The organism is Rahnella sp. EDr1-12, from assembly GCF_049206505.1.
Lineage (GTDB): Bacteria > Pseudomonadota > Gammaproteobacteria > Enterobacterales > Enterobacteriaceae > Rahnella > Rahnella rivi.
Window position 1 is genome coordinate 1,042,210 of sequence record NZ_JBLZNY010000001.1, and the last position, 19,815, is coordinate 1,062,024.

Annotated in this window: 18 protein-coding genes; 10 read left to right on the forward strand and 8 right to left on the reverse strand. The window is 55.0% G+C overall.

Features of this window, described 5'->3' with window-relative positions:
• Nucleotides 1–8: 8 nt before the first annotated feature.
• Entirely contained in the window at nt 9–962 is a 954-nt protein-coding gene (locus tag ACO0U8_RS04950) for a YbgA family protein (protein ID WP_056771599.1), read from the reverse strand.
• Nucleotides 963–1,155: 193 nt separating this feature from the next.
• Nucleotides 1,156–1,362, reverse strand: coding sequence for a YbfA family protein (locus tag ACO0U8_RS04955; RefSeq protein ID WP_056771596.1), 207 nt, complete (start codon nt 1,360–1,362; stop codon nt 1,156–1,158).
• 296 nt (nt 1,363–1,658) lie between these two features.
• Here ACO0U8_RS04955 and ACO0U8_RS04960 point away from each other — a divergent pair, with 296 nt between their 5' ends.
• The 6 genes from ACO0U8_RS04960 to kdpE are packed head-to-tail and all read left to right on the forward strand — an operon-like array spanning nt 1,659 to nt 9,548.
• Nucleotides 1,659–1,748 carry a K(+)-transporting ATPase subunit F gene (locus ACO0U8_RS04960; RefSeq protein WP_071823630.1) on the forward strand — a complete coding sequence of 30 codons (90 nt, stop codon included), beginning with the start codon at nt 1,659–1,661 and terminating at the stop codon, nt 1,746–1,748.
• Nucleotides 1,749–3,437, forward strand: a complete 1,689-nt coding sequence (gene kdpA / locus ACO0U8_RS04965) for a potassium-transporting ATPase subunit KdpA (RefSeq protein ID WP_421670403.1) — start codon at nt 1,749–1,751, stop codon at nt 3,435–3,437.
• A 43-nt stretch (nt 3,438–3,480) separates the two neighbouring features.
• Entirely contained in the window at nt 3,481–5,547 is a 2,067-nt protein-coding gene (kdpB, locus tag ACO0U8_RS04970) for a potassium-transporting ATPase subunit KdpB (RefSeq protein WP_056771591.1), read from the forward strand.
• 17 nt (nt 5,548–5,564) lie between these two features.
• On the forward strand, nt 5,565–6,158 hold the full coding sequence (kdpC, locus tag ACO0U8_RS04975) for a potassium-transporting ATPase subunit KdpC (protein ID WP_056771588.1): 594 nt from the start codon (nt 5,565–5,567) through the stop codon (nt 6,156–6,158).
• 7 nt (nt 6,159–6,165) lie between these two features.
• Nucleotides 6,166–8,862, forward strand: coding sequence for a two-component system sensor histidine kinase KdpD (kdpD, locus tag ACO0U8_RS04980; RefSeq protein ID WP_390974688.1), 2,697 nt, complete (start codon nt 6,166–6,168; stop codon nt 8,860–8,862).
• Nucleotides 8,859–9,548 carry a two-component system response regulator KdpE gene (gene kdpE, locus ACO0U8_RS04985; RefSeq protein ID WP_056771582.1) on the forward strand — a complete coding sequence of 230 codons (690 nt, stop codon included), beginning with the start codon at nt 8,859–8,861 and terminating at the stop codon, nt 9,546–9,548. Before kdpD ends, kdpE begins: the two co-directional genes overlap by 4 nt.
• Here the strand turns inward: kdpE and ACO0U8_RS04990 are convergent.
• The 3 genes from ACO0U8_RS04990 to seqA all read right to left on the reverse strand — a co-directional run bounded on the left by ACO0U8_RS04990 (nt 9,538) and on the right by seqA (nt 12,651).
• Entirely contained in the window at nt 9,538–10,254 is a 717-nt protein-coding gene (locus tag ACO0U8_RS04990; RefSeq protein WP_056771579.1) for a PadR family transcriptional regulator, read from the reverse strand. The genes kdpE and ACO0U8_RS04990 overlap by 11 nt on opposite strands.
• Nucleotides 10,255–10,425: 171 nt before the next feature.
• A complete protein-coding gene (gene pgm, locus ACO0U8_RS04995) occupies nt 10,426–12,069 on the reverse strand; it encodes a phosphoglucomutase (alpha-D-glucose-1,6-bisphosphate-dependent) (protein ID WP_056771576.1) in 1,644 nt (547 codons plus the stop codon).
• 24 nt (nt 12,070–12,093) lie between these two features.
• Nucleotides 12,094–12,651, reverse strand: a complete 558-nt coding sequence (gene seqA / locus ACO0U8_RS05000) for a replication initiation negative regulator SeqA (RefSeq protein WP_122095872.1) — start codon at nt 12,649–12,651, stop codon at nt 12,094–12,096.
• A 236-nt stretch (nt 12,652–12,887) separates the two neighbouring features.
• On the opposite strand from seqA, the gene ybfF reads away from it, so the two are divergent.
• Together ybfF and ybfE are read left to right on the forward strand one after the other, a co-directional pair.
• Nucleotides 12,888–13,670 (forward strand): esterase, encoded by a 783-nt coding sequence (gene ybfF, locus ACO0U8_RS05005; RefSeq protein ID WP_421670674.1) that lies wholly within the window; start codon nt 12,888–12,890, stop codon nt 13,668–13,670.
• A 263-nt stretch (nt 13,671–13,933) separates the two neighbouring features.
• Nucleotides 13,934–14,215: a LexA regulated protein gene (gene ybfE, locus ACO0U8_RS05010; protein WP_056772022.1), complete on the forward strand. Its 282-nt coding sequence runs from the start codon at nt 13,934–13,936 to the stop codon at nt 14,213–14,215.
• 75 nt (nt 14,216–14,290) lie between these two features.
• On the opposite strand, the gene ACO0U8_RS05015 is transcribed toward ybfE, so the two are convergent.
• Complete coding sequence (locus ACO0U8_RS05015) at nt 14,291–15,955, reverse strand: methyl-accepting chemotaxis protein (RefSeq protein WP_421670404.1); 1,665 nt, start codon at nt 15,953–15,955, stop codon at nt 14,291–14,293.
• Between the two features lie 418 nt (nt 15,956–16,373).
• Here ACO0U8_RS05015 and fldA point away from each other — a divergent pair, with 418 nt between their 5' ends.
• Nucleotides 16,374–16,901: a flavodoxin FldA gene (fldA, locus tag ACO0U8_RS05020; protein ID WP_056771565.1), complete on the forward strand. Its 528-nt coding sequence runs from the start codon at nt 16,374–16,376 to the stop codon at nt 16,899–16,901.
• A 314-nt stretch (nt 16,902–17,215) separates the two neighbouring features.
• On the forward strand, nt 17,216–17,671 hold the full coding sequence (fur, locus tag ACO0U8_RS05025) for a ferric iron uptake transcriptional regulator (protein ID WP_013576469.1): 456 nt from the start codon (nt 17,216–17,218) through the stop codon (nt 17,669–17,671).
• 137 nt (nt 17,672–17,808) lie between these two features.
• Here fur and chiQ read toward each other — a convergent pair whose 3' ends face one another.
• Nucleotides 17,809–18,150, reverse strand: a complete 342-nt coding sequence (gene chiQ, locus ACO0U8_RS05030; protein ID WP_136375050.1) for a ChiQ/YbfN family lipoprotein — start codon at nt 18,148–18,150, stop codon at nt 17,809–17,811.
• 13 nt (nt 18,151–18,163) lie between these two features.
• Nucleotides 18,164–19,576 carry a chitoporin ChiP gene (gene chiP, locus ACO0U8_RS05035; RefSeq protein WP_421670675.1) on the reverse strand — a complete coding sequence of 471 codons (1,413 nt, stop codon included), beginning with the start codon at nt 19,574–19,576 and terminating at the stop codon, nt 18,164–18,166.
• Nucleotides 19,577–19,815: the final 239 nt, after the last annotated feature.

Genomic DNA, 19,815 nt, shown 5'->3' on the forward strand with positions numbered 1-19,815 from the left:
GTTTCCTTTTAATGTCCGTATCGAAGTCTTAACGCTTCCGGGTAGGGCTCGAAATATCGCTGTCCTGCCAGGTATTCATCCGGATATTCCGACATGTAATGTTTAAGCAAAGTGATCGGTGCCAGCAGCGGCTGCATCCCCTGACGGTAACGGTCGATCAGACCCGCCAGTTCCTGACGCTGTGCCGAACTGAGCTGTTTGCGGAAATAGCCCTGCACATGCATCAGCACGTTGGTGTGATTACGACGGGTGGCTTTGTGATTAAGCAGTTTCATCAGCCGCTGACGGTATTCGATGAAGTAGTCTTCAAGGGATGTCCATTCGGCCATGGCGGCGACAAAGCGCCCCAGCTCACGGTATTCAGGCTGAGAATGGGCCAGTAAAGAGAGTTTGTAACGGCTGTGAAACGCCATCAGTTTGCCGCGCGTCAGGCCGCTTTCACGCAGCTGATTCAGCTCGAACAGCGTAAATACGCGCTCGACAAAATTCTCGCGCAGCACCGGATCGTTGAGCCGCCCGTCTTCTTCCACCGGCAGCCACGGATGCTGCTTCATCAGTTCAGCGGTATAGATCCCCACACCGCTTTTCTTCGCATCTTTACCGTTGGCGCTGTACACCCGCACGCGTTCCATGCCGCAGCTTGGCGATTTGGCGCAGACGATGTAGCCGCAAAGCGCGGTCAGAGGGGCGACGCGCGTCTCGGAATAGCTCTGCATCTTTTCAGTGATATCAATGGTTTCGTCATTGCTGAAACGCATGGCAACGCCGTCATCCATTCTGACCAGCCGCAGCGCAGGGCGTGGCGTCGGCAAGCCAATCGCCATTTCAGGGCAGATCGGTTCAAAACGCACATACGGCGCCAGTTGCTCCACCGCGAATGCCAGCCGCTTATGCCCGCCATCGAAGCGGACCCTGTCGCCCAGCAGGCATGCACTGATGCCAATGGGAATCGTTTTAGTCATTGTCAGCTCCGGACGTTGAAAGAGGAAAAGGAGGTGCCCGTAACTCATCACCTGTAGGTATAACCTTAGCACAAGTTATACATAAAAATAATGTTGTACAGGTTTTATCGCGGGCAATAAAAAACCCCGCTGTGAAAGCGGGGTTTCCTGGGTTTCTCAGCCTGCGAAGGGGAGAGGCCGGGAGGGGACTAACTCAATAAAAATCTTGTGTCGCCATTTCAGCGTGGGTCAGCCAGACCGGTTTGTCGCTGGTTTTCATCCAGACGCGGTGTAAATAGCTGTAAAAACGGGCGCGGTCAGCGCGGAACAGCATGACCGGCAGAGCCAGCACACCGGCTGCGATAACAAAAGCGCGGCGGGCCAGTATGCGGGTCATTGTATATGGCGTGTAATCATTCATGGCGTTGCTCCTGTCATATTTTTCGGAAACTGTAATTGGCGAAAAATATACCGCAATTGATGAAATTTTACCACTCATCTGACCACTTTAATGTGTAAATATTCACCATTTTTGGCTTGCCGGTGTAATTGAGTTACAGAATGGTTAAATAAATACGCAATTTAGGTTTCTTTTGGGTTTCATTTTTTGCGCATTTTTATACTTTTTTTACACGTTGGGCCGCTTTCTTTTCAGGATCTTTTCCCGCCTTTCCTTATTCTCGCCACAACATAAAAACACACCTGTGGAGGTGGATTGTGAGTGTTGGCGTAATCTGCGGCGCATTACTGGTTCTTCTGCTGCTCGGCTATCTGGTTTATGCCCTGCTGAATGCGGAGGATTTTTAAATGGCTGCAACCGGATTCTTACTGATTGCCAGTTTTATGCTGGTGCTTTTGCTGCTGGCAAAACCACTGGGTAACTTTATTGCACAACTGATTGAAGGACAGCCCGGCGCATTTATTCAGCGCATAGAAAACGGTGTTTTAAGCACCTCTGGCAGCAGCCATGCCGAAATGACCTGGTGGCAGTACGCGCTGGCGATCATGGTATTTAACATTCTGGGCATTGTTGTCCTGATGGCCATGCTGATGTCGCAGGGCGCGTTGCCAATGAACCCGCAGCATTTTGGCGGGCTGTCATGGGATCTGGCATTTAACACGTCGGTGAGTTTTGTCACCAACACCAACTGGCAGGCCTACAGCGGCGAAAGCACGCTGAGCTATTTCAGCCAGATGGTCGGGCTGACTGTGCAGAACTTCCTCTCCGCCGCGACCGGTATCGCCGTGGCGTTTGCCCTGATCCGCGCTTTTGCGCGCCCTTCAGCGCAGACCCTCGGTAACGCCTGGACGGATTTATGGCGCATCACGCTGTATCTGCTGCTGCCGGTGTCGTTCCTGCTGGCGCTGTTTTTCGTCAGCCAGGGCGTGCTGCAAAATTTCGAAGCGTATCAGCACATCACCACGCTGGAAGGTCTGCAACAGACGTTGCCGATGGGGCCGGTGGCGTCTCAGGAAGCGATCAAAATGCTCGGCACCAACGGCGGTGGTTTCTTCGGTGCTAACTCTGCGCATCCGTTTGAGAACCCGACGGCACTGACCAACATGGTGCAGATGCTGGCGATTTTCATCATCCCGTGCGCGCTGTGTTTCGCGTTTGGCCGCGTGGTCGGCGACAACCGTCAGGGCCACGCGCTGGTCTGGGCGATGTCAGTGATTTTCGTGGTTTCCGTGGTGGTGGTGATGTACGCCGAACTCCAGGGCAATCCGCACTTCACCGCGCTCGGTGCCAGCAGCAATGTCAATATGGAAGGTAAGGAAAGCCGCTTCGGCATTCTGGCCTCCAGCCTGTATGCGGTGGTCACAACGGCCGCGTCGTGCGGTGCGGTTAACGCCATGCACGATTCCTTTACCGCGCTCGGCGGCATGGTGCCGATGTGGCTGATGCAGATTGGTGAAGTGGTGTTCGGCGGCGTCGGTTCCGGCCTGTACGGCATGCTGCTGTTCGTGCTGCTGACGGTGTTTATCGCCGGGCTGATGATTGGCCGCACACCGGAATATCTCGGTAAGAAAATCGACGTTTACGACATGAAGATGACGGCGCTGGCGATCCTGGTGACACCGACGCTGGTACTGCTCGGCACCGCGCTGGCGCTGGTCACCGATGCCGGTCGCGCAGGGATTTTAAACCCCGGCGCCCACGGTTTCAGTGAAGTGCTGTACGCGGTGTCTTCCGCCGCCAACAACAACGGCAGCGCGTTTGCCGGGCTGAGCGTCAACACGCCGTTCTACAACCTGTTGCTGGCAGCCTGCATGTTCTTCGGCCGCTTCGGGGTGATCATTCCGGTGCTGGCGATTGCCGGTTCACTGGTGGCGAAAAAGCGCCAGCAGGCAGGCAACGGCACCCTGCCGACGTCCGGCCCGCTGTTTATCGGCCTGCTGGTCGGCACCGTGTTGTTGGTCGGCGCACTGACCTTTATTCCGGCGCTGGCGCTGGGTCCGGTGGCGGAACATTTGCAAGTCTGGTCAGCACAGTAATGCTGCGTAACTCGTTGAACTGATGAATATAGAGACTAAAAAGATGAGTCGTAAACAACGTGCGTTATTTGAACCCCGTCTGATCCGCACTGCCCTGCTGGATTCGGTGAAAAAACTGGATCCCCGCGTTCAGTGGCGCAATCCGGTGATGTTCGTGGTGTATCTGGGCAGCATTCTGACCACGCTTATCTGGCTGGCGATCCTGATGCATCGCACCGATGGCAGCGCGGCTTTTACCGGCAGCGTTTCGCTGTGGCTGTGGTTCACCGTGCTGTTTGCCAACTTCGCCGAAGCGCTGGCGGAAGGCCGCAGCAAGGCGCAGGCACAGAGCCTGAAAGGCGTGCAGAAAACCAGCTGGGCGAAGAAGATCTACGAACCGCGCCCTGAATCGCCGGTGATTAAAGTCGCCGCCGATACATTGCGTAAAGGCGACTACGTGCTGATCGAGGCCGGTGATACCGTGCCATGCGACGGTGAAGTTTTGGTCGGCGGCGCATCGGTGGATGAAAGCGCCATTACCGGCGAATCTGCGCCGGTGATCCGCGAGTCCGGCGGCGACTTCTCCTCGGTCACCGGCGGGACGCGCGTGCTGTCTGACTGGCTGGTGGTCGAGTGCTCGGCGAACCCCGGCGATACCTTCCTCGACCGCATGATTGCCATGGTCGAAGGCGCGAAACGCCGCAAAACGCCAAACGAAGTGGCGTTGACCATTTTGCTGGTGGCGCTGACGCTGGTGTTCGTGCTGGCGACGGCCACGCTGTACCCGTTCTCGCTGTTCAGCGTGGGCGCCAGCCACGCCGGTATTCCGGTGACCGTCACCGTGCTGGTGGCGCTGCTGGTGTGTCTCATTCCAACCACCATCGGCGGCTTGTTGTCGGCTATCGGCGTGGCGGGTATGAGCCGCATGCTGGAAGCCAATGTGATTGCCACCAGTGGCCGTGCGGTGGAAGCCGCCGGTGACGTGGATGTGCTGCTGCTGGATAAAACCGGCACCATCACGCTGGGTAACCGCCAGGCATCGCAGTTCCTGCCCGCGCCTCAGGTGACGGAACAGGAACTGGCCGATGCCGCGCAGTTATCGTCGCTGGCCGATGAAACGCCGGAAGGCCGCAGTATCGTGGTGCTGGCGAAGCAACGCTTTAACCTGCGCGAACGCGACATTCATTCGCTGAATGCGACCTTTGTGCCCTTCTCCGCACAAACCCGCATGAGCGGCGTTAACGTCGGCGAGCGCAGTATCCGTAAAGGCGCGGTCGATGCGATCCGTCGCCATGTGGAATCCAACGGCGGCACCTTCCCGAAAGCCGTCGATGGCCTGGTGGAAAACGTCGCGCGTAAAGGCGGCACGCCGCTGGTGGTGGCGGAAGGCGGGAAAGTGCTGGGCGTGGTGGAGCTGAAAGATATCGTCAAAGGCGGCATCAAGGAACGCTTTGCCGAGCTGCGCAAAATGGGCATCAAAACGGTGATGATCACCGGGGATAACCGTCTGACCGCGGCGGCGATTGCCGCTGAAGCGGGCGTGGATGATTTTCTGGCAGAAGCCACGCCGGAAGCCAAACTGGCCCTGATTCGTCAGTATCAGTCGGAAGGCCGTTTAGTGGCGATGACCGGTGACGGGACCAACGACGCCCCTGCGCTGGCGCAGGCTGACGTGGCGGTGGCGATGAATTCGGGCACCCAGGCGGCGAAAGAAGCCGGGAACATGGTCGATCTCGATTCCAACCCGACCAAGCTGATCGAAGTGGTGCACATCGGTAAACAAATGCTGATGACGCGCGGATCGCTCACCACATTCAGTATCGCCAACGACGTGGCGAAGTATTTCGCTATCATCCCGGCGGCGTTTGCGGCGACCTATCCGCAGCTGAATGCGCTGAACGTCATGCACCTGACGTCGCCGTCTTCGGCCATTATGTCAGCGGTCATTTTCAACGCGCTGGTGATTGTGTTTCTGATCCCGCTGGCGCTGAAAGGCGTGAGCTATAAAGCCATGAGTGCCGCCGCGCTGCTGCGCCGCAACCTGTGGATTTATGGCGTCGGCGGTTTGCTGGTGCCGTTTGCTGGTATCAAGCTTATCGACATGATTCTGACCGTTTTACATCTGAGCTGATTTTGAGGAAGACCACTATGTCCGTAACAAAAATGTCCTATGTCCGTCCGGCTCTGGTGATGACGGTTCTGCTGACGCTGGCGACCGGCGTGGCGTATCCGCTGCTGACCACCGGCGTTTCCGAGCTGGTGTTCCGCGCGCAGGCGATGGGTTCGCTGATGAAAGACAGCGGCAATAAAGTGATTGGCTCACAGCTCATCGGGCAGAATTTTACCCGCAATGATTACTTCTGGGGCCGCCCCTCTGTCACGTCTGATTCGCCGTACAACCCGATGGCCTCGGCGGGCAGTAATCTGGCAGCCAGTAACCCGGCGCTGGATCAGGCGGTGAAAGACCGCGTGGCGGCGCTGCGCAAAGCCAATCCGCAAAGCCCGGCGACGGTGCCGGTGGATCTGGTGACCGCCAGCGGCAGCGGGCTGGATCCGCAGATTTCCGTTGAGGCCGCGCAATGGCAGGCACCGCGCATTGCCACCGCGCGCGGACTGCCACTGGCGCAAGTGAATAAATTGATTGATGATAATACATCATCACCGCTGATAGGTTTCCTCGGCCCCGACGTGGTCAACGTGCTCGGGCTGAACCAGGCGCTGGATGCACTGAAAGCTCAATAAGGAAAATATGACTGACGATCGCCCCGATCCTGACAGCCTGCTGGCGCTTGCCAATGAGAAGCCGCGCGGGCAACTGAAAGTCTTTTTCGGCGCCTGTGCGGGCGTCGGAAAAACGTTCGCCATGTTGCAGGAAGCACAGCGCCTGCGCGCCACCGGCCTCGACGTGCTGGTTGGCGTGGTGGAAACCCACGGACGGCAGGAAACGCAGGCACTGCTGCCGGGGCTTTCGCTGTTACCGCCAAAACGCATTCAACATCGTGGCCGTCAGGTGCATGAATTTGACCTCGACGCCGCGCTGGCCCGCCGCCCTGCCCTGATCCTGATGGACGAACTGGCGCACAGCAATGCCGCCGGTTCGCGCCACCCTAAACGCTGGCAGGATATCGAAGAATTACTCAATGCCGGTATCGACGTTTTTACCACCGTGAACGTTCAGCATCTGGAAAGTCTGAACGACGTGGTCAGCGGCGTCACCGGCATTATTATTCGCGAAACGGTTCCCGACCGTTTGTTTGATGACGCCAGCGAAGTGGTGCTGGTGGATTTACCCCCCGATTCCCTGCGCCAGCGTCTGAAAGAAGGCAAAGTTTATATTCCCGGTCAGGCCGAGCGCGCTATCGAACACTTCTTCCGCAAAGGCAATCTGATTGCCCTGCGCGAACTTTCCCTGCGGCGCACCGCCGATCGCGTTGACGATCAGATGCGCGAATACCGCGACGATCAGGGTGTCAACCGCGTCTGGCATACCCGCGATGCGCTGCTGTTGTGCATCGGGCACGGCGGCGGTAACGAGAAACTGGTGCGCGTCGCGTCACGGCTGGCGGCGCGTCTTGGCTGTGTCTGGCACGCGGTGTATGTCGAAACCCCACGTCTGCACCGTTTACCGGAAGGACAGCGCCGGGCCATTTTGCATTCGCTGAAACTGGCGCAGGAGCTGGGCGCAGAAACCGCCACGCTTTCCGAGCCACATGAAGAACAGGCGATTTTGCGCTACGCCCGCGAGCACCGTCTGGGCAAAATCATGATGGGTCGCCGCCGTGAAAAACGCTGGAAGCCCGGCGGCAGTTTTGCCGACAAGCTGGCCGATATCGGGCCGGATCTTGATCTGATTATTGTCGGGCTGGAAGATTCCCCGGCATCACCGGCGCGCAAAGAACAAGATTCACGCACTTTCGCCGACCGGTTCAGCCGCCAGCTGTGGGGCTGTTCGCTGGCCGTGGCGCTGTGCGCAGTGATTACGGTGATGTCGCAGTGGCTGGTGCCGACCTTCGATCAGGCCAACCTGGTGATGGTGTATCTGCTCGGCGTGGTGGTCGTTGCGTTGTTTTATGGCCGCTGGCCGTCGGTGCTGGCGGCGGTGATTAACGTCGTCAGCTTTGATCTGTTTTTCGTACAGCCACGCGGTTCGCTCGCCGTGACTGACGCGCAATATCTGGTGACCTTCGGCGTGATGCTGCTGGTCGGGATCCTGATCGGCAATCTCACCGCCGGGGTACGTTATCAGGCGCGCATCGCCCGCCACCGCGAAAAACGCGCCCAGCATTTGTATGAAATGTCGAAAAGCCTCAGTCAGGCGCTGACGCCGGAAGCCATCGCGCAAACCAGCCGCCACTTTATCTCCTCCAGTCTGCACGCGAAAACCGCCATTCTGCTGCCGCAGGAAAATGGCGAACTGGCGCAGCCCGCCGGAGAGGTCACCGCCATCGTGGTGGATGACGCGATCGCTCGCTGGAGTTTCGACAAAAAACTGCCAGCCGGCGCGGGTACTGACACCCTGCCCGGCGTGCCGTATCAGCTGCTGCCGCTGGTCGCTTCAGGAGAATCGCGCGGGCTGCTGGCGGTCGAACCGCCGAGCATCCGTCAGTTACTGGTGCCGGAACAGCAGCGCCTGTTGCAGACCTTTACCGTGCTGATTGCCAATGCCCTCGAACGTCTGCATCTCGCCGCCCGCGCCGAATCCGCCCGGCTGGAAACCGAACGAGAGCAACTGCGCAACTCGCTGCTTTCGGCGCTTTCTCATGACCTGCGCACGCCGCTGACGGTGCTGTTCGGGCAGGCAGAAATTCTGACGCTGGATCTGGCGTCGGAAGGCTCGAAGCACGCGCCGCAGGCCAGCCAGATCCGCCAGCAGGTGCTGAGCACCACGCGGCTGGTGAACAATCTGCTGGATATGGCGCGCATTCAGTCCGGCGGATTTAATCTGCGCAAAGAGTGGCAGTCGGTGGAGGAAATCACCGGCAGCGCGCTGCGGATGCTGGAACCGGTGCTGGCGCACGACAACATTGAGATCGATTTGCCGAAGGAAATGGTGCTGGTGAGTTGCGACGCCAGCCTGATCGAACGGGTGCTGATCAATCTGCTGGAAAACGCCCATAAATATGCCGGAACCGGCGCGACGATCGGCATTAAAGCCACGCCGTTCGACGAATGGCTGGAGATTGAAGTCTGGGATAATGGCCCCGGCATTGCGCCGGGCAGCGAACACATCATCTTCGAGAAATTCGCGCGCGGAAACAAAGAATCGGCCATTCCCGGTGTCGGTTTGGGATTAGCCATATGTCGTGCCATTATTGAGGTGCACGACGGACGGATCTGGGCTGAAAACGGCCCGAACGGCGGTGCACGTTTTCGTTTCAGGTTGCCGCTCGAGGCGTTGCCGGAGATGGAAAGTGACATGGAATCAGACATCAATGAGGTATCGTGAGCGCATCCCCGGTCAATATTTTAATTGTTGAAGACGAAAAAGAGATCCGCCGCTTTGTGCGCACGGCACTGGAGGCGGAAGGCCTGCGGGTGTTTGAAAGTGAAACGCTGCAACGCGGGCTGATTGAGGCCGGAACCCGTAAACCGGATCTGATCATTCTCGATCTCGGTTTACCGGACGGTGACGGCCTGACCTATATCCGCGATTTACGCCACTGGAGCGCTATCCCGATTATTGTGCTGTCGGCCCGCACCAGCGAAGAAGACAAAATTGCGGCGCTGGATGCCGGTGCCGATGATTTCCTCACCAAGCCGTTTGGCGTCGGTGAACTGCTGGCGCGGGTTCGCGTGGCATTACGCCGCCATGCGGGCAGCGCGCAGGAAAGCCCGCTGGTGACGTTTGCGGATGTGACGGTGGATTTGATCAACCGGCGCGTGCAGCGTAACGGAGAAGATTGTCATCTGACGCCGATTGAGTTTCGCCTGCTGGCCGAACTGCTGGCAAACAGCGGAAAAGTCATTACTCAGCGTCAGTTACTGAGCCACGTCTGGGGCCCGAATTATGTCGAACACAGCCATTATCTGCGCATCTACATGGGGCATCTGCGCCAGAAACTGGAAGCCGACGCCACCCGGCCACGTCATTTACTGACTGAAACCGGCGTGGGCTATCGTTTTATGCCTTAGGCTGGTCAGTTTCCGGTTTGGCTTCGCCAAATTCGGCTTCCAGGCTTTCTGCCGCCTGCTGCAAAATCGCACTGACCCGCACCACCTGCTCCGGCGTTAAATCTGCCCGCATCATGTTGCCGCGCAGCGCGTGACGCAGGCGGTGCATCGCGTCGTGAATCCCCTCTGCCAGATTGTTTTCACGCGGACGCTGCGCACCCGCCAGACGAGCAAAAATCGCATCGACTGCCTCCTGATGTTGCGCCAGTTCCACTTTGCCGGCGTCGGTGATCTGATAGCTTTTACGGCCATTACCGGTGGCGACAGGCTCGAGGAAATCCTGCTCTTCCAGCAGCGTCAGCGTCGGGTAAATCACACCAGGGCTTGGCACATAAAGGCCTGAAGAGGCTTCTTCGATGGCTTTGATCAGCTCATAGCCGTGGCTCGGCTTTTTCGCCACCAGCGCCAGCAGCACGCGGCGTAAATCACCGTGTTCAAACAGACGATGTACTCCGCGCTCACCACGCCCCCCGCGGCGACCTTCGCCACGTCCGCGACGCTCATGCCCTTCTTCACCGCGTTCTTCACCACGATGACGACCATCACGGCGTAACATGTGGCGTTCACTGTGATCGCTGCATTCTGATTCATGGCGGCAATGGCCGCGATGCCCTTCTTCCCGGCTACCGTGACCGCGATGGCGGCCTTCAAACATTTTACTAAACATAATGTATGTCCCATTTAGATATATCGAATTATTTCGATATATCTAAACTAGATCAGTTTTTCGACACTGGCAAGCAGGAATGCGCATTTAGATATATCTTTTTGTATCTGAACGACAGGCAAAAAAAAAGCGCTGAATAATCAGCGCTTTTGATGAGAGGAAGAAAGGGGCTTATTTGGCGTCAGCGAGCACTTTGCTGACGATTTCTACCGCTTCTTTCTCGATTTGTTCGCGGTGTTCAGCACCGAGGAAGCTTTCACAATAGATTTTGTAGGCTTCTTCTGTGCCGGACGGACGTGCCGCGAACCAGCCGTTTTTGGTCATCACTTTCAGGCCGCCGATAGACGCGCCGTTACCCGGCGCGTTGGTCAGACGGGCAGTGATCGGGTCACCGGCCAGCGTGTCGGCTTTCACCTGTTCAGGAGAAAGTTTGGACAGCGCGGCTTTTTGCGCGTGAGTCGCAGGTGCCTGAATACGGTTGTAGCTTGGCGCACCAAAGCGGGCCGCCAGCTCGTTGTAATGTTCCTGCGGGTTCTTGCCGGTGACAGCGGTAATTTCCGCCGCCAGCAGGCACATGATGATACCGTCTTTGTCGGTAGACCACGGAGTGCCGTCGAAACGCAGGAAAGAAGCCCCTGCACTTTCTTCGCCACCAAAACCGAAGCTGCCGTCAAACAGGCCATCAACGAACCATTTGAAACCGACCGGCACTTCCACCAGTTTACGGCCCAAATCTTCCACCACGCGGTCGATCATCGCACTCGATACCAGCGTTTTACCGACGGCAACGTCTTTGCCCCACTGCGGACGGTGCTGGAACAGGTACTGAATCGCCACCGCCAGATAATGGTTCGGGTTCATCAGACCGGCTGGCGTTACGATGCCGTGGCGGTCATAGTCAGGGTCATTGGCGAAAGCCAGATCGAATTTATCACGCAGCGCCAGCAGACCGGCCATGGCGGATTCCGACGAACAGTCCATACGGATCACGCCGTCGTGGTCGAGGTGCATGAAACGGAAAGTCTGATCGACTTCATCGTTCACCAGCGTCAGATCCAGTTTGTAATGCTCAGCAATACGTTTCCAGTATTCGATACCGGAACCGCCGAGCGGATCAACGCCCAGTTTCAGGCCCGCTTTCTGAATCGCGGCCATATCGACGATCTCGGTCAGCCCTTCGATAAACGGCTGAACCAGATCCTGTGCCACCAGATGACCGCTTTTCCACGCCTGATCCAGAGACTGACGCTTCACACCGGCCAGTTTTGCTGCCAGCAGCGCGTTGGCGCGTTTCTCAATGACGGATGTCAGATTGGTATCTGCCGGGCCGCCGTTGGTCGGGTTGTATTTGATGCCGCCATCTTCCGGTGGGTTGTGCGATGGGGTGATGACAATGCCATCAGCCAGCGCGCCGCCTTTGCGGTTATGGGTCAGGATCGCGTGAGACACCGCCGGAGTGGGGGTGAATCCGTTATCTTCCTGCACAATGACGTCAACGCCATTGGCCGTCAGCACTTCCAGCACAGAAATAAACGCCGGTTCGGACAGCGCGTGGGTATCTTTACCCACGTAGCACGGGCCGGTGGTGCCCTGCTCTTTACGCACTTCGGCAATCGCCTGAGCAATGGCCAGGATGTGCGCTTCGTTAAAGCTGTGACGCAACGAACTCCCGCGATGGCCGGATGTGCCGAATTTCACAGCATGCGCTGTGTTAGCCGGATCCGGTTGCAGAACGTAATACTGTGACGTTAACTGCGCCACGTTGATCAAATCGCTTTGCTGAGCAGGTTGCCCTGCACGGGGGTGATTAGCCATTGGCGCTTCTCCCTGACGCTGAAATTAGAGGGTGCCGCACACTTTGTCAGTCAGTTCCGCAGGGAACTGCATGAACTGCATGATGTGTTCGATCATGCTGCGTTTGCGACCTGTGTTGGTATTTGTAATAACCCAATACGGCGTTCCGGGAACGTGTTTAGGCTTGGTATGAATGCCGTTTTGCAGCAACGTTTGCTGGTCACCGGCAAAATAGGTCCGCGTGCGGCCAGTCAGTGACTCGGTCGCAACAGCAAATTCTTTCGCGTTAAGGTTGTAGAGCGTAGACAGGATCAACATAAACCGGTTGACCGCTTTGGTCTGCTCTGCGTACTCGTCAGACAGCAGCATTTCACGCACGGCGCGGACTTTATCGCGCGACGTCGGTGCCGGAGCGGCAGCGGCGGGTTTTCCCGCAGCCACGGTGCCGGCAATAACAGGAGTGTTCGCGGGCGCGGCAGGCGAGGTCTGACCGGCAGTAAATTTCAGCATGCGGCGCAAAATATCAGACGCACTCTCACCGATGGCTTGTGTGTGGCTGGCAATATAGCGGTAGAGTTCTTCGTCAACCTCAATAGTTTTCATCTTTATCCAGTACTGTTTTTCTACTTAATTCAAAAGGATTATACAAATTTCTACGCAGTAACGAACAGGGGAATTGTGCCGCGAAGCAAAAAGCAGAATTATTACCTTTTCGCTGCATGCTGGCCCCGGCCTGTTCTGTCCCACATAGTGAAATCCCGCTCAGGCATCTGGCAGAAACTTTCTGTTTTGAAAAATTATCCGCCACTCATGATAACCTAATGAGATTGTTTATCTGTATGAACTTCGCCATGAAATTACATTATCGCCTGCAAGAACCTGAAGTGGCTGGCAGCACTGCCCTGCCGGTTTTGTTAATCCACGGTTTGTTCGGAACCCTTGATAATCTGGGCATTCTGGCCCGCGACCTGAAACAACAGCATAGAGTGTTGCAGGTTGATTTGCGTAATCACGGCCAGTCCGGCCGCGCGGATGAGATGTCTTACGCCGCGATGGCGCAGGATTTAGTGGAAACGCTGGATGACGTCGGTTTCCAAAAAATCATCGTTATTGGCCATTCAATGGGCGGAAAAGCGGCGATGGCGCTGACGGCGCTTATCCCCGATCGCATCGAAAAGCTGATTGCCATAGATGTCGCGCCGGTGGATTACCATGTGCGCCGCCATGACGAGATTTTTGCGGCGATCAACGCAGTAACGAAAACAGGGCTGCGCGACCGCACGTCCGCCACGGAGTGTATGCGCGAGCATATAAAGGAAGACGGTGTGATCCAGTTCCTGCTGAAATCGTTCGCGCAGGGAGAATGGCGCTTCAACGTGCCGGTGTTGCTCAGTCAATACGACACCATTACCGGCTGGGAAGACGTCCCGGCGTGGGATCACCCGGCGCTGTTTATCCGTGGCGGGTTATCGCCGTATGTACAGGATGAATATCGCAGCGCCATTGCCCGCCAGTTCCCGCAGGCGAAAGCGCATGTGGTGGCCGGTGCCGGTCACTGGGTGCATGCGGAAAAACCTGAGGCGGTGTTGCGCGCTGTGCATCGTTTCATCGATGCAGCCTGAGGTTTAACATCCTGGGGATAAATTGTGCAAAAAGTCTGCACAACGTCAGAAGTTATCATGAAATCAGGGCAATCAGGCGTTGTGAACCCCAGGCGCGCTAGGGTATGATTGCGCGCTATAATTTTTGCCGCCCCGTTTCACTCAGGTCGAGTGGCGGGAGGTGAATTGGGTCAGGGTTTCTTAGCCCAAAATGTGTGAAACGCTCGTCAGGAATCGGCTTGCCGTTTTCCGATGTAAAAACTTCCCTGGTTGTACCGCTACCTATGGCAAAAGAACAACTGGATCGCACGACGATTGATCTGTTCGCAGATGACCGCCGTCCGGGGCGTCCAAAAACAAATCCGCTATCCCGTGATGAACAGCTCAGGATCAACAAGCGCAATCAGTTACGCCGCGATAAAGCGAGCGGTCTGCGTCGCGTGGAGCTGAAAATGAACGCCGATGCTGTTGATACCCTCAATAAGCTGGCAGAAGAACGCAATATCAGTCGTAGCGAATTGATTGAAGAGATGCTGCTTGCGCATCTTAACGGTCATGAAGGCTGATTGAAAACGGGTAACCTTCTCAGGCTACCCGTTTGTTTTTTCTTACTTATTCCCGGCTAACTTCCTTCTTCCCACTCAGAACGTTTCCCAGTTTTCAGCACCCTTCGCCGACATCATTCCTGTGTCCGGTCGCAATAACGGCGCTGGCATCTTACCGGTCGGTTTTGCCCCAACGCGCGTCACGCTGTCGCTGAGTTTAAAGGTCGCGACGGCGTTGTTCAGCAATGCAGCCTGCTCTTCCAGAGAGACGGCGGCCTGAGACGCCTGTTCAACCAGCGCGGCGTTCTGCTGCGTGACGCTGTCCATCTGCGTCACGGCCACAGCTACCTGGCTGATGCCTTTACTTTGCTCATCAGATGCTGACGCGATTTCGGCCATAATATCCGTGACGTGTGTGATCGAACGCACCACTTCATTCATGGTCTGACCGGCGTTTTCGACCAGTTTGGAACCGCTGTCAACGCGGGAAACGGATTCGCTGATCAGCGACTCAATCTCTTTTGCTGCCTGCGCACTACGCTGTGCCAGATTGCGCACTTCGCTGGCGACCACGGCGAACCCGCGGCCCTGTTCGCCTGCACGGGCGGCTTCAACCGCGGCATTCAGCGCCAGAATGTTGGTCTGGAAGGCGATACTGTTGATGACCGAGGTAATCTCCGCGATTTTCTTCGAGCTGCCTGAAATATCTTTCATGGTGCTGACCACATCCGCGACAATACTGCCGCCCTTCTGCGCCGTGGTAGAAGCTTCTATCACCAGCTGGCTGGCGTGATGCGCGTTGTCAGCATTGTGTTTCACCGTGGCTGTCAGCTCTTCCATGCTGGCCGCCGTCTCTTCCAGCGCAGACGCCTGCTCTTCGGTACGGGAAGAGAGATCGTTATTGCCGGCAGAAATTTCAGACGCGCCCTGGTAAATATTGTTCGTGCAGTTACGGATGGTTTGAACGGTATTCACCAGACTGGCTTGCATGATGTTCAGCAAAGGAATCAACTTACCGGCGCAGTTTTTACCGAACTCTTCCATGCTATGCGTCAGGTCACCACTGGCAATCAGCGCGAACTGATCGCGGAGTTTATCCAGCGGTTTGACTAACGCCATCACCAGATAGCGATCGGTCAGCAGCAGGATAATCAGCCCAATAACAAACGCGGTGATCTGAATCACTTTGCTGAGATTAGTCAGATGATTAGACTCCGTTTGCGCCGCGCTGAAATCCACCGCGATCTGGCTGCTGACTTTTTGCATGGCAGCCCCGAAATCACGGCTTAACGCCGGAACGCCAGACTGCGCCAGCTGATTGTACGCATCGATATTTTTGCTGCTGGCCGCCTCAAATAACGGCTTCACGCCCTGCGTTATCAGACTTTCCCAACTGGTGAGTAATTCCTGAACCGCTGAATCTTCCAGCCCCGGATGCGGGGCCGCTTTGAAATCCGCCTGCGCCTGCGTCAGGGCTTCAAGGGATTGTTTTGCGGTATCAAAAATTTCCGGCCCTTTGGTCGGATCGGCCTGAAGCTGCGACACCGCACGGCTTAAGCGGGTTACGGTACGAAAATACTGATCATTTCCTTTGCTGATCAGCGCCATATTGTTGACGAGCTCAGAACTGTTGCGGGTGTTTTGCGTCAGCGTATTCAGTGAGTTGACGGTGTAAAGGGATACACCCGCCCACATAACGCAGAAAACGCCAAGAATGGTTAATAACGCGGCCCTGATGGTGATATTTTTTAAAAACTGCACGATATGCCTCTCTCGAAACATGACTGTTTCTGGTCTGAGGATTGAGGGGGATGCGGAGAATCAAGACAAGTAACCATCAGGCAAGTGCCCCAGGACATGTTTGAACACCTCTCCGGGCATCGATTTCTTTATTATGTTGAGATTGCTCTCGCATCATCTATCGGCGGGACGTGCTTAAAATTTAGTATTGTTAAGATATATTTCTTCACTTTGCTTTTAACCCCGTCAATTTTGAGGATTTTATCTGGATTAAAAGCACACGAAGGCGATACCACTTAAAAAGATTGCCCGATAAACTTATTCGTCAGTTAAGAAGGCGAGCAGAAGCATATTCTCCGCCTCACGAGTTTGCTATTATCAGCACTATTATTGCCTGCAATGTAGGGCTTATCATTGAGAACAAGAGGTTAGACATCTTATGGCCGTAGTAGGAATCTTCTTTGGATCCGATACAGGTAACACCGAAAACATCGCAAAAATGATCCAGAAACAACTGGGTAAAGATGTTGCAGAGGTGCATGACATTGCGAAGAGCAGCAAAGAGGATCTGGAAAAATTCGATATTTTGCTGATCGGTATTCCAACCTGGTATTACGGTGAAGCTCAGTGTGACTGGGACGACTTCTTCCCAAGCCTGGAAGAGATAGATTTCGAAGGTAAGCTGGTTGCGCTGTTTGGTTGCGGCGATCAGGAAGACTACGCAGAATATTTCTGTGATGCGCTGGGCACCGTGCGCGACATCATTGAGCCACGCGGCGCGGTGATTGTGGGTCACTGGCCAACCGAAGGCTATCACTTCGAAGCATCCAAAGGTCTGGCAGATGATAAACATTTCATCGGACTGGCTATTGATGAAGACCGTCAGCCGGAATTAACCAATGAGCGCGTTGACGCCTGGGTTAAGCAAATTACTGAAGAATTGAGCCTTTCAGAAATTATTGGCTAAAAACCCTGTTGGCCCTGAGGATTTATTCTACAATTGAAGGGCCAAACTATTACTGAAATTAACAATTTAGCCACAACAAAATTGTTACTTTCGGTGGTATCAAGGTACACTGAGTTCATCTGTTTTTTCTATCGATCAAGTCGTTGCATTGTCTTATGTGACTGGCATTTAGTGATCTTTATTAACAGGCTATCGTTTAGGGGATCGGCACACTTCCGTTAAAAGAAGGATCCTAATCGAAGAATTTTGTGCCGCTGATGCCACAGGCTCCATGCCTCAACTTGATTAGCACATAGTAACAGGACTGAATCCGCATGACTGACAACAACACCGCACTGAAGAAAGCCGGCTTAAAAGTCACGCTTCCGCGCCTTAAAATCCTGGAAGTGTTGCAAGCGCCGGAAGGTCATCACGTTAGTGCGGAAGATCTGTACAAACAATTGATTGATATGGGTGAAGAGATTGGTCTGGCGACGGTTTACCGCGTTCTGAACCAGTTTGATGACGCCGGTATCGTGACCCGCCATAACTTCGAAGGCGGCAAGTCCGTGTTCGAACTGACTCAGCAACACCATCACGATCACCTGATTTGCTTAGATTGTGGCCGTGTTATTGAATTCCGTGACGAATACATTGAAGGTCGTCAGCGCGAAATTGCTAAAAAACACGGTATCAAACTGACCAACCACAGCCTGTACCTGTACGGCCACTGTGAAGCAGGCGACTGCCGCGAAGATGACTCTTTGCACAATGATAAACCTGCGCAGTAATCTGCCGGGCTCGTTGATATCGACCAAAATTAACCGCTGAAAAGCGGTTTTTTTATGCCCGTTTATCAGCGATGACAGACATAAAAAACCCCGGCAAGCCGGGGTTTTCTGTCTCACCTTCAGGTGATTGATGAGGTCTACTGCACCGGCACGGGTGAGTTATTGGCTTTAATTTCCTTCCAGATTTTTCCACAATCGGCGGCGTAAGCCTGCCCGTCACCGGTTTTGCGTGCCGTCAGGCAGCGCTGGTAATCCAGCACGCGTACCGTTTCCTGTTGTGCAAACTGCTGGTGAGCTTTCTCTTCCTTCAGAACGTTAAGAACCGCCTGGCAGGATGCAAGTTTGTCCGGCGAACCTTCGGCAGTGTTGATGCAGGCGCTGTAAGCCTTACGCAGTCTGGCATCTTCAGCCTGCCCTGACGTCTGGGAACAACCGGCCAGCAATAAAGACGTGGTCACGATCAGCAGTAATTTATTCATCGACATAGTGACCTCAGAAAATAGTGAATGGAGCGATAACGATAAATTTCACATCTTTTTCATCCTGGAAGATGTTGCCGTAACCACCGCCCCAGCTCGGAATATCTGAATGGTTGTCATACTGGGTGTAATGCAATTTAAACAACGTGCCTTTGGCGCGCCCTTCCTGAAGGGTGTAAAGCGCATCCAGACTCCACGCACTTTCTTTCAGACGCTGGCTTTGGTCATAAGCCGCATTGGTGCTTGGCTTGGCATCCCATGCATAAACATAAGAACCGCCGACCGCGAAGCCCGGCAGATCCCATTTCGCCAGATCATATAAAACTCCGGCATATACCGCTTTTTCGCCGTTGGCGTTGAAGTCTGAACGGTTATCCCACCACACATCGAGACGACCATTGGACGAGGAATACGTTGGGGTCATACGCTGAAGGAAGTAGCCCTGATTCCCCTCCGCCTTGACCATCGTCCCTTCCAGACGCCAGTCAAACTGGCCGGTGGTGTAACCGAACGTCAGAGCCTGCAACCATGCCAGCCCGTCGTACAAACTGTTAGGATCGTTTTTATCACTGATGCGGTCTTCTGCACCGTAGAACTGGTAGCTGGTGGTCAGCGGGTTACCCAGCAGATCCAGTTTGTAAGAGGCTTTAGCGAAATACTGATCGACGTAGCTTTCCGCTTCGCCATAGGCGGCTTCGAGCACCAGATCATTTTTGAAGTCGTATTTCGCGCCCAGCGAGTGAATATAGGAAACACCGGTTTTTTTGTCATTCTGGCGGAAATCATCCATTTCCAGATGCCACGGTGATTTATATTCATCCGCCCACATGTAGGAAAAACTCAGTTCGCCCGGCTCGCCGAAATCATGTTTATATCCGGCTTCTGCGCCGCGATACGTGCCCGGCATGAAACTCCAGTGCGGCGCAATCAGGGTCTGGCCGGTCGGCTGAATGTAACCCGCGTGGCCCCAGAAGCCGCCGTACTTAAACTTACCGGCAGCTTTATACAGGCTGACTCCGCCTTTATCGCGAGAGTAATCTTCATCGTAGGCGTGATTTTTTGAGGAGAATGCAATTTCGTTCGGGTGGCCGCTGTCGCTGGCTTCGGCCATTTCAATTGCCGTGAAAGCCGCAACGTCGATGCCGAACATATCCCACGCATAACCGGAGGAGAAATCCAGATTCAGGTTGGCGGTGGCATGAGAAAGGTTAGTGGCGTATTTATCGTAATCAGAGTTGTTGACGGTGACTTTAGAGCCGTCGGGGCGGGTTTCTTCTTTGGTTTTATTCAGATCTTTGCGATCACGTTCGCGCTGCCAGTAATACACGCCACCAGTGAGCGTCGAATCATCAATAAAGCCCGCCGCGTTTGCCTCTTCAGAAAACATTAATCCGCCACCCAATAAGGTGCCGGCCAGAGAATACATCACAGGTTTCAGATAAGCCGATCCCCTGCCCCGGTTAAGGTGCTTGTGCATAGAAATTCCTCATTTTTGACTAAAAAGTAACTGCAAAACCCAAACGGGTATTAAAAGCGGGCGTCAGAGACGTCACCGTAAAAGCAAGGGTAGAGTATTTTTCGCGACGCGAATTATCAATGAGTAATTCATCATTGATCTCTGAAATATGACAAAGTGCACATAAAGATGAAAAAGTATTACAGAAA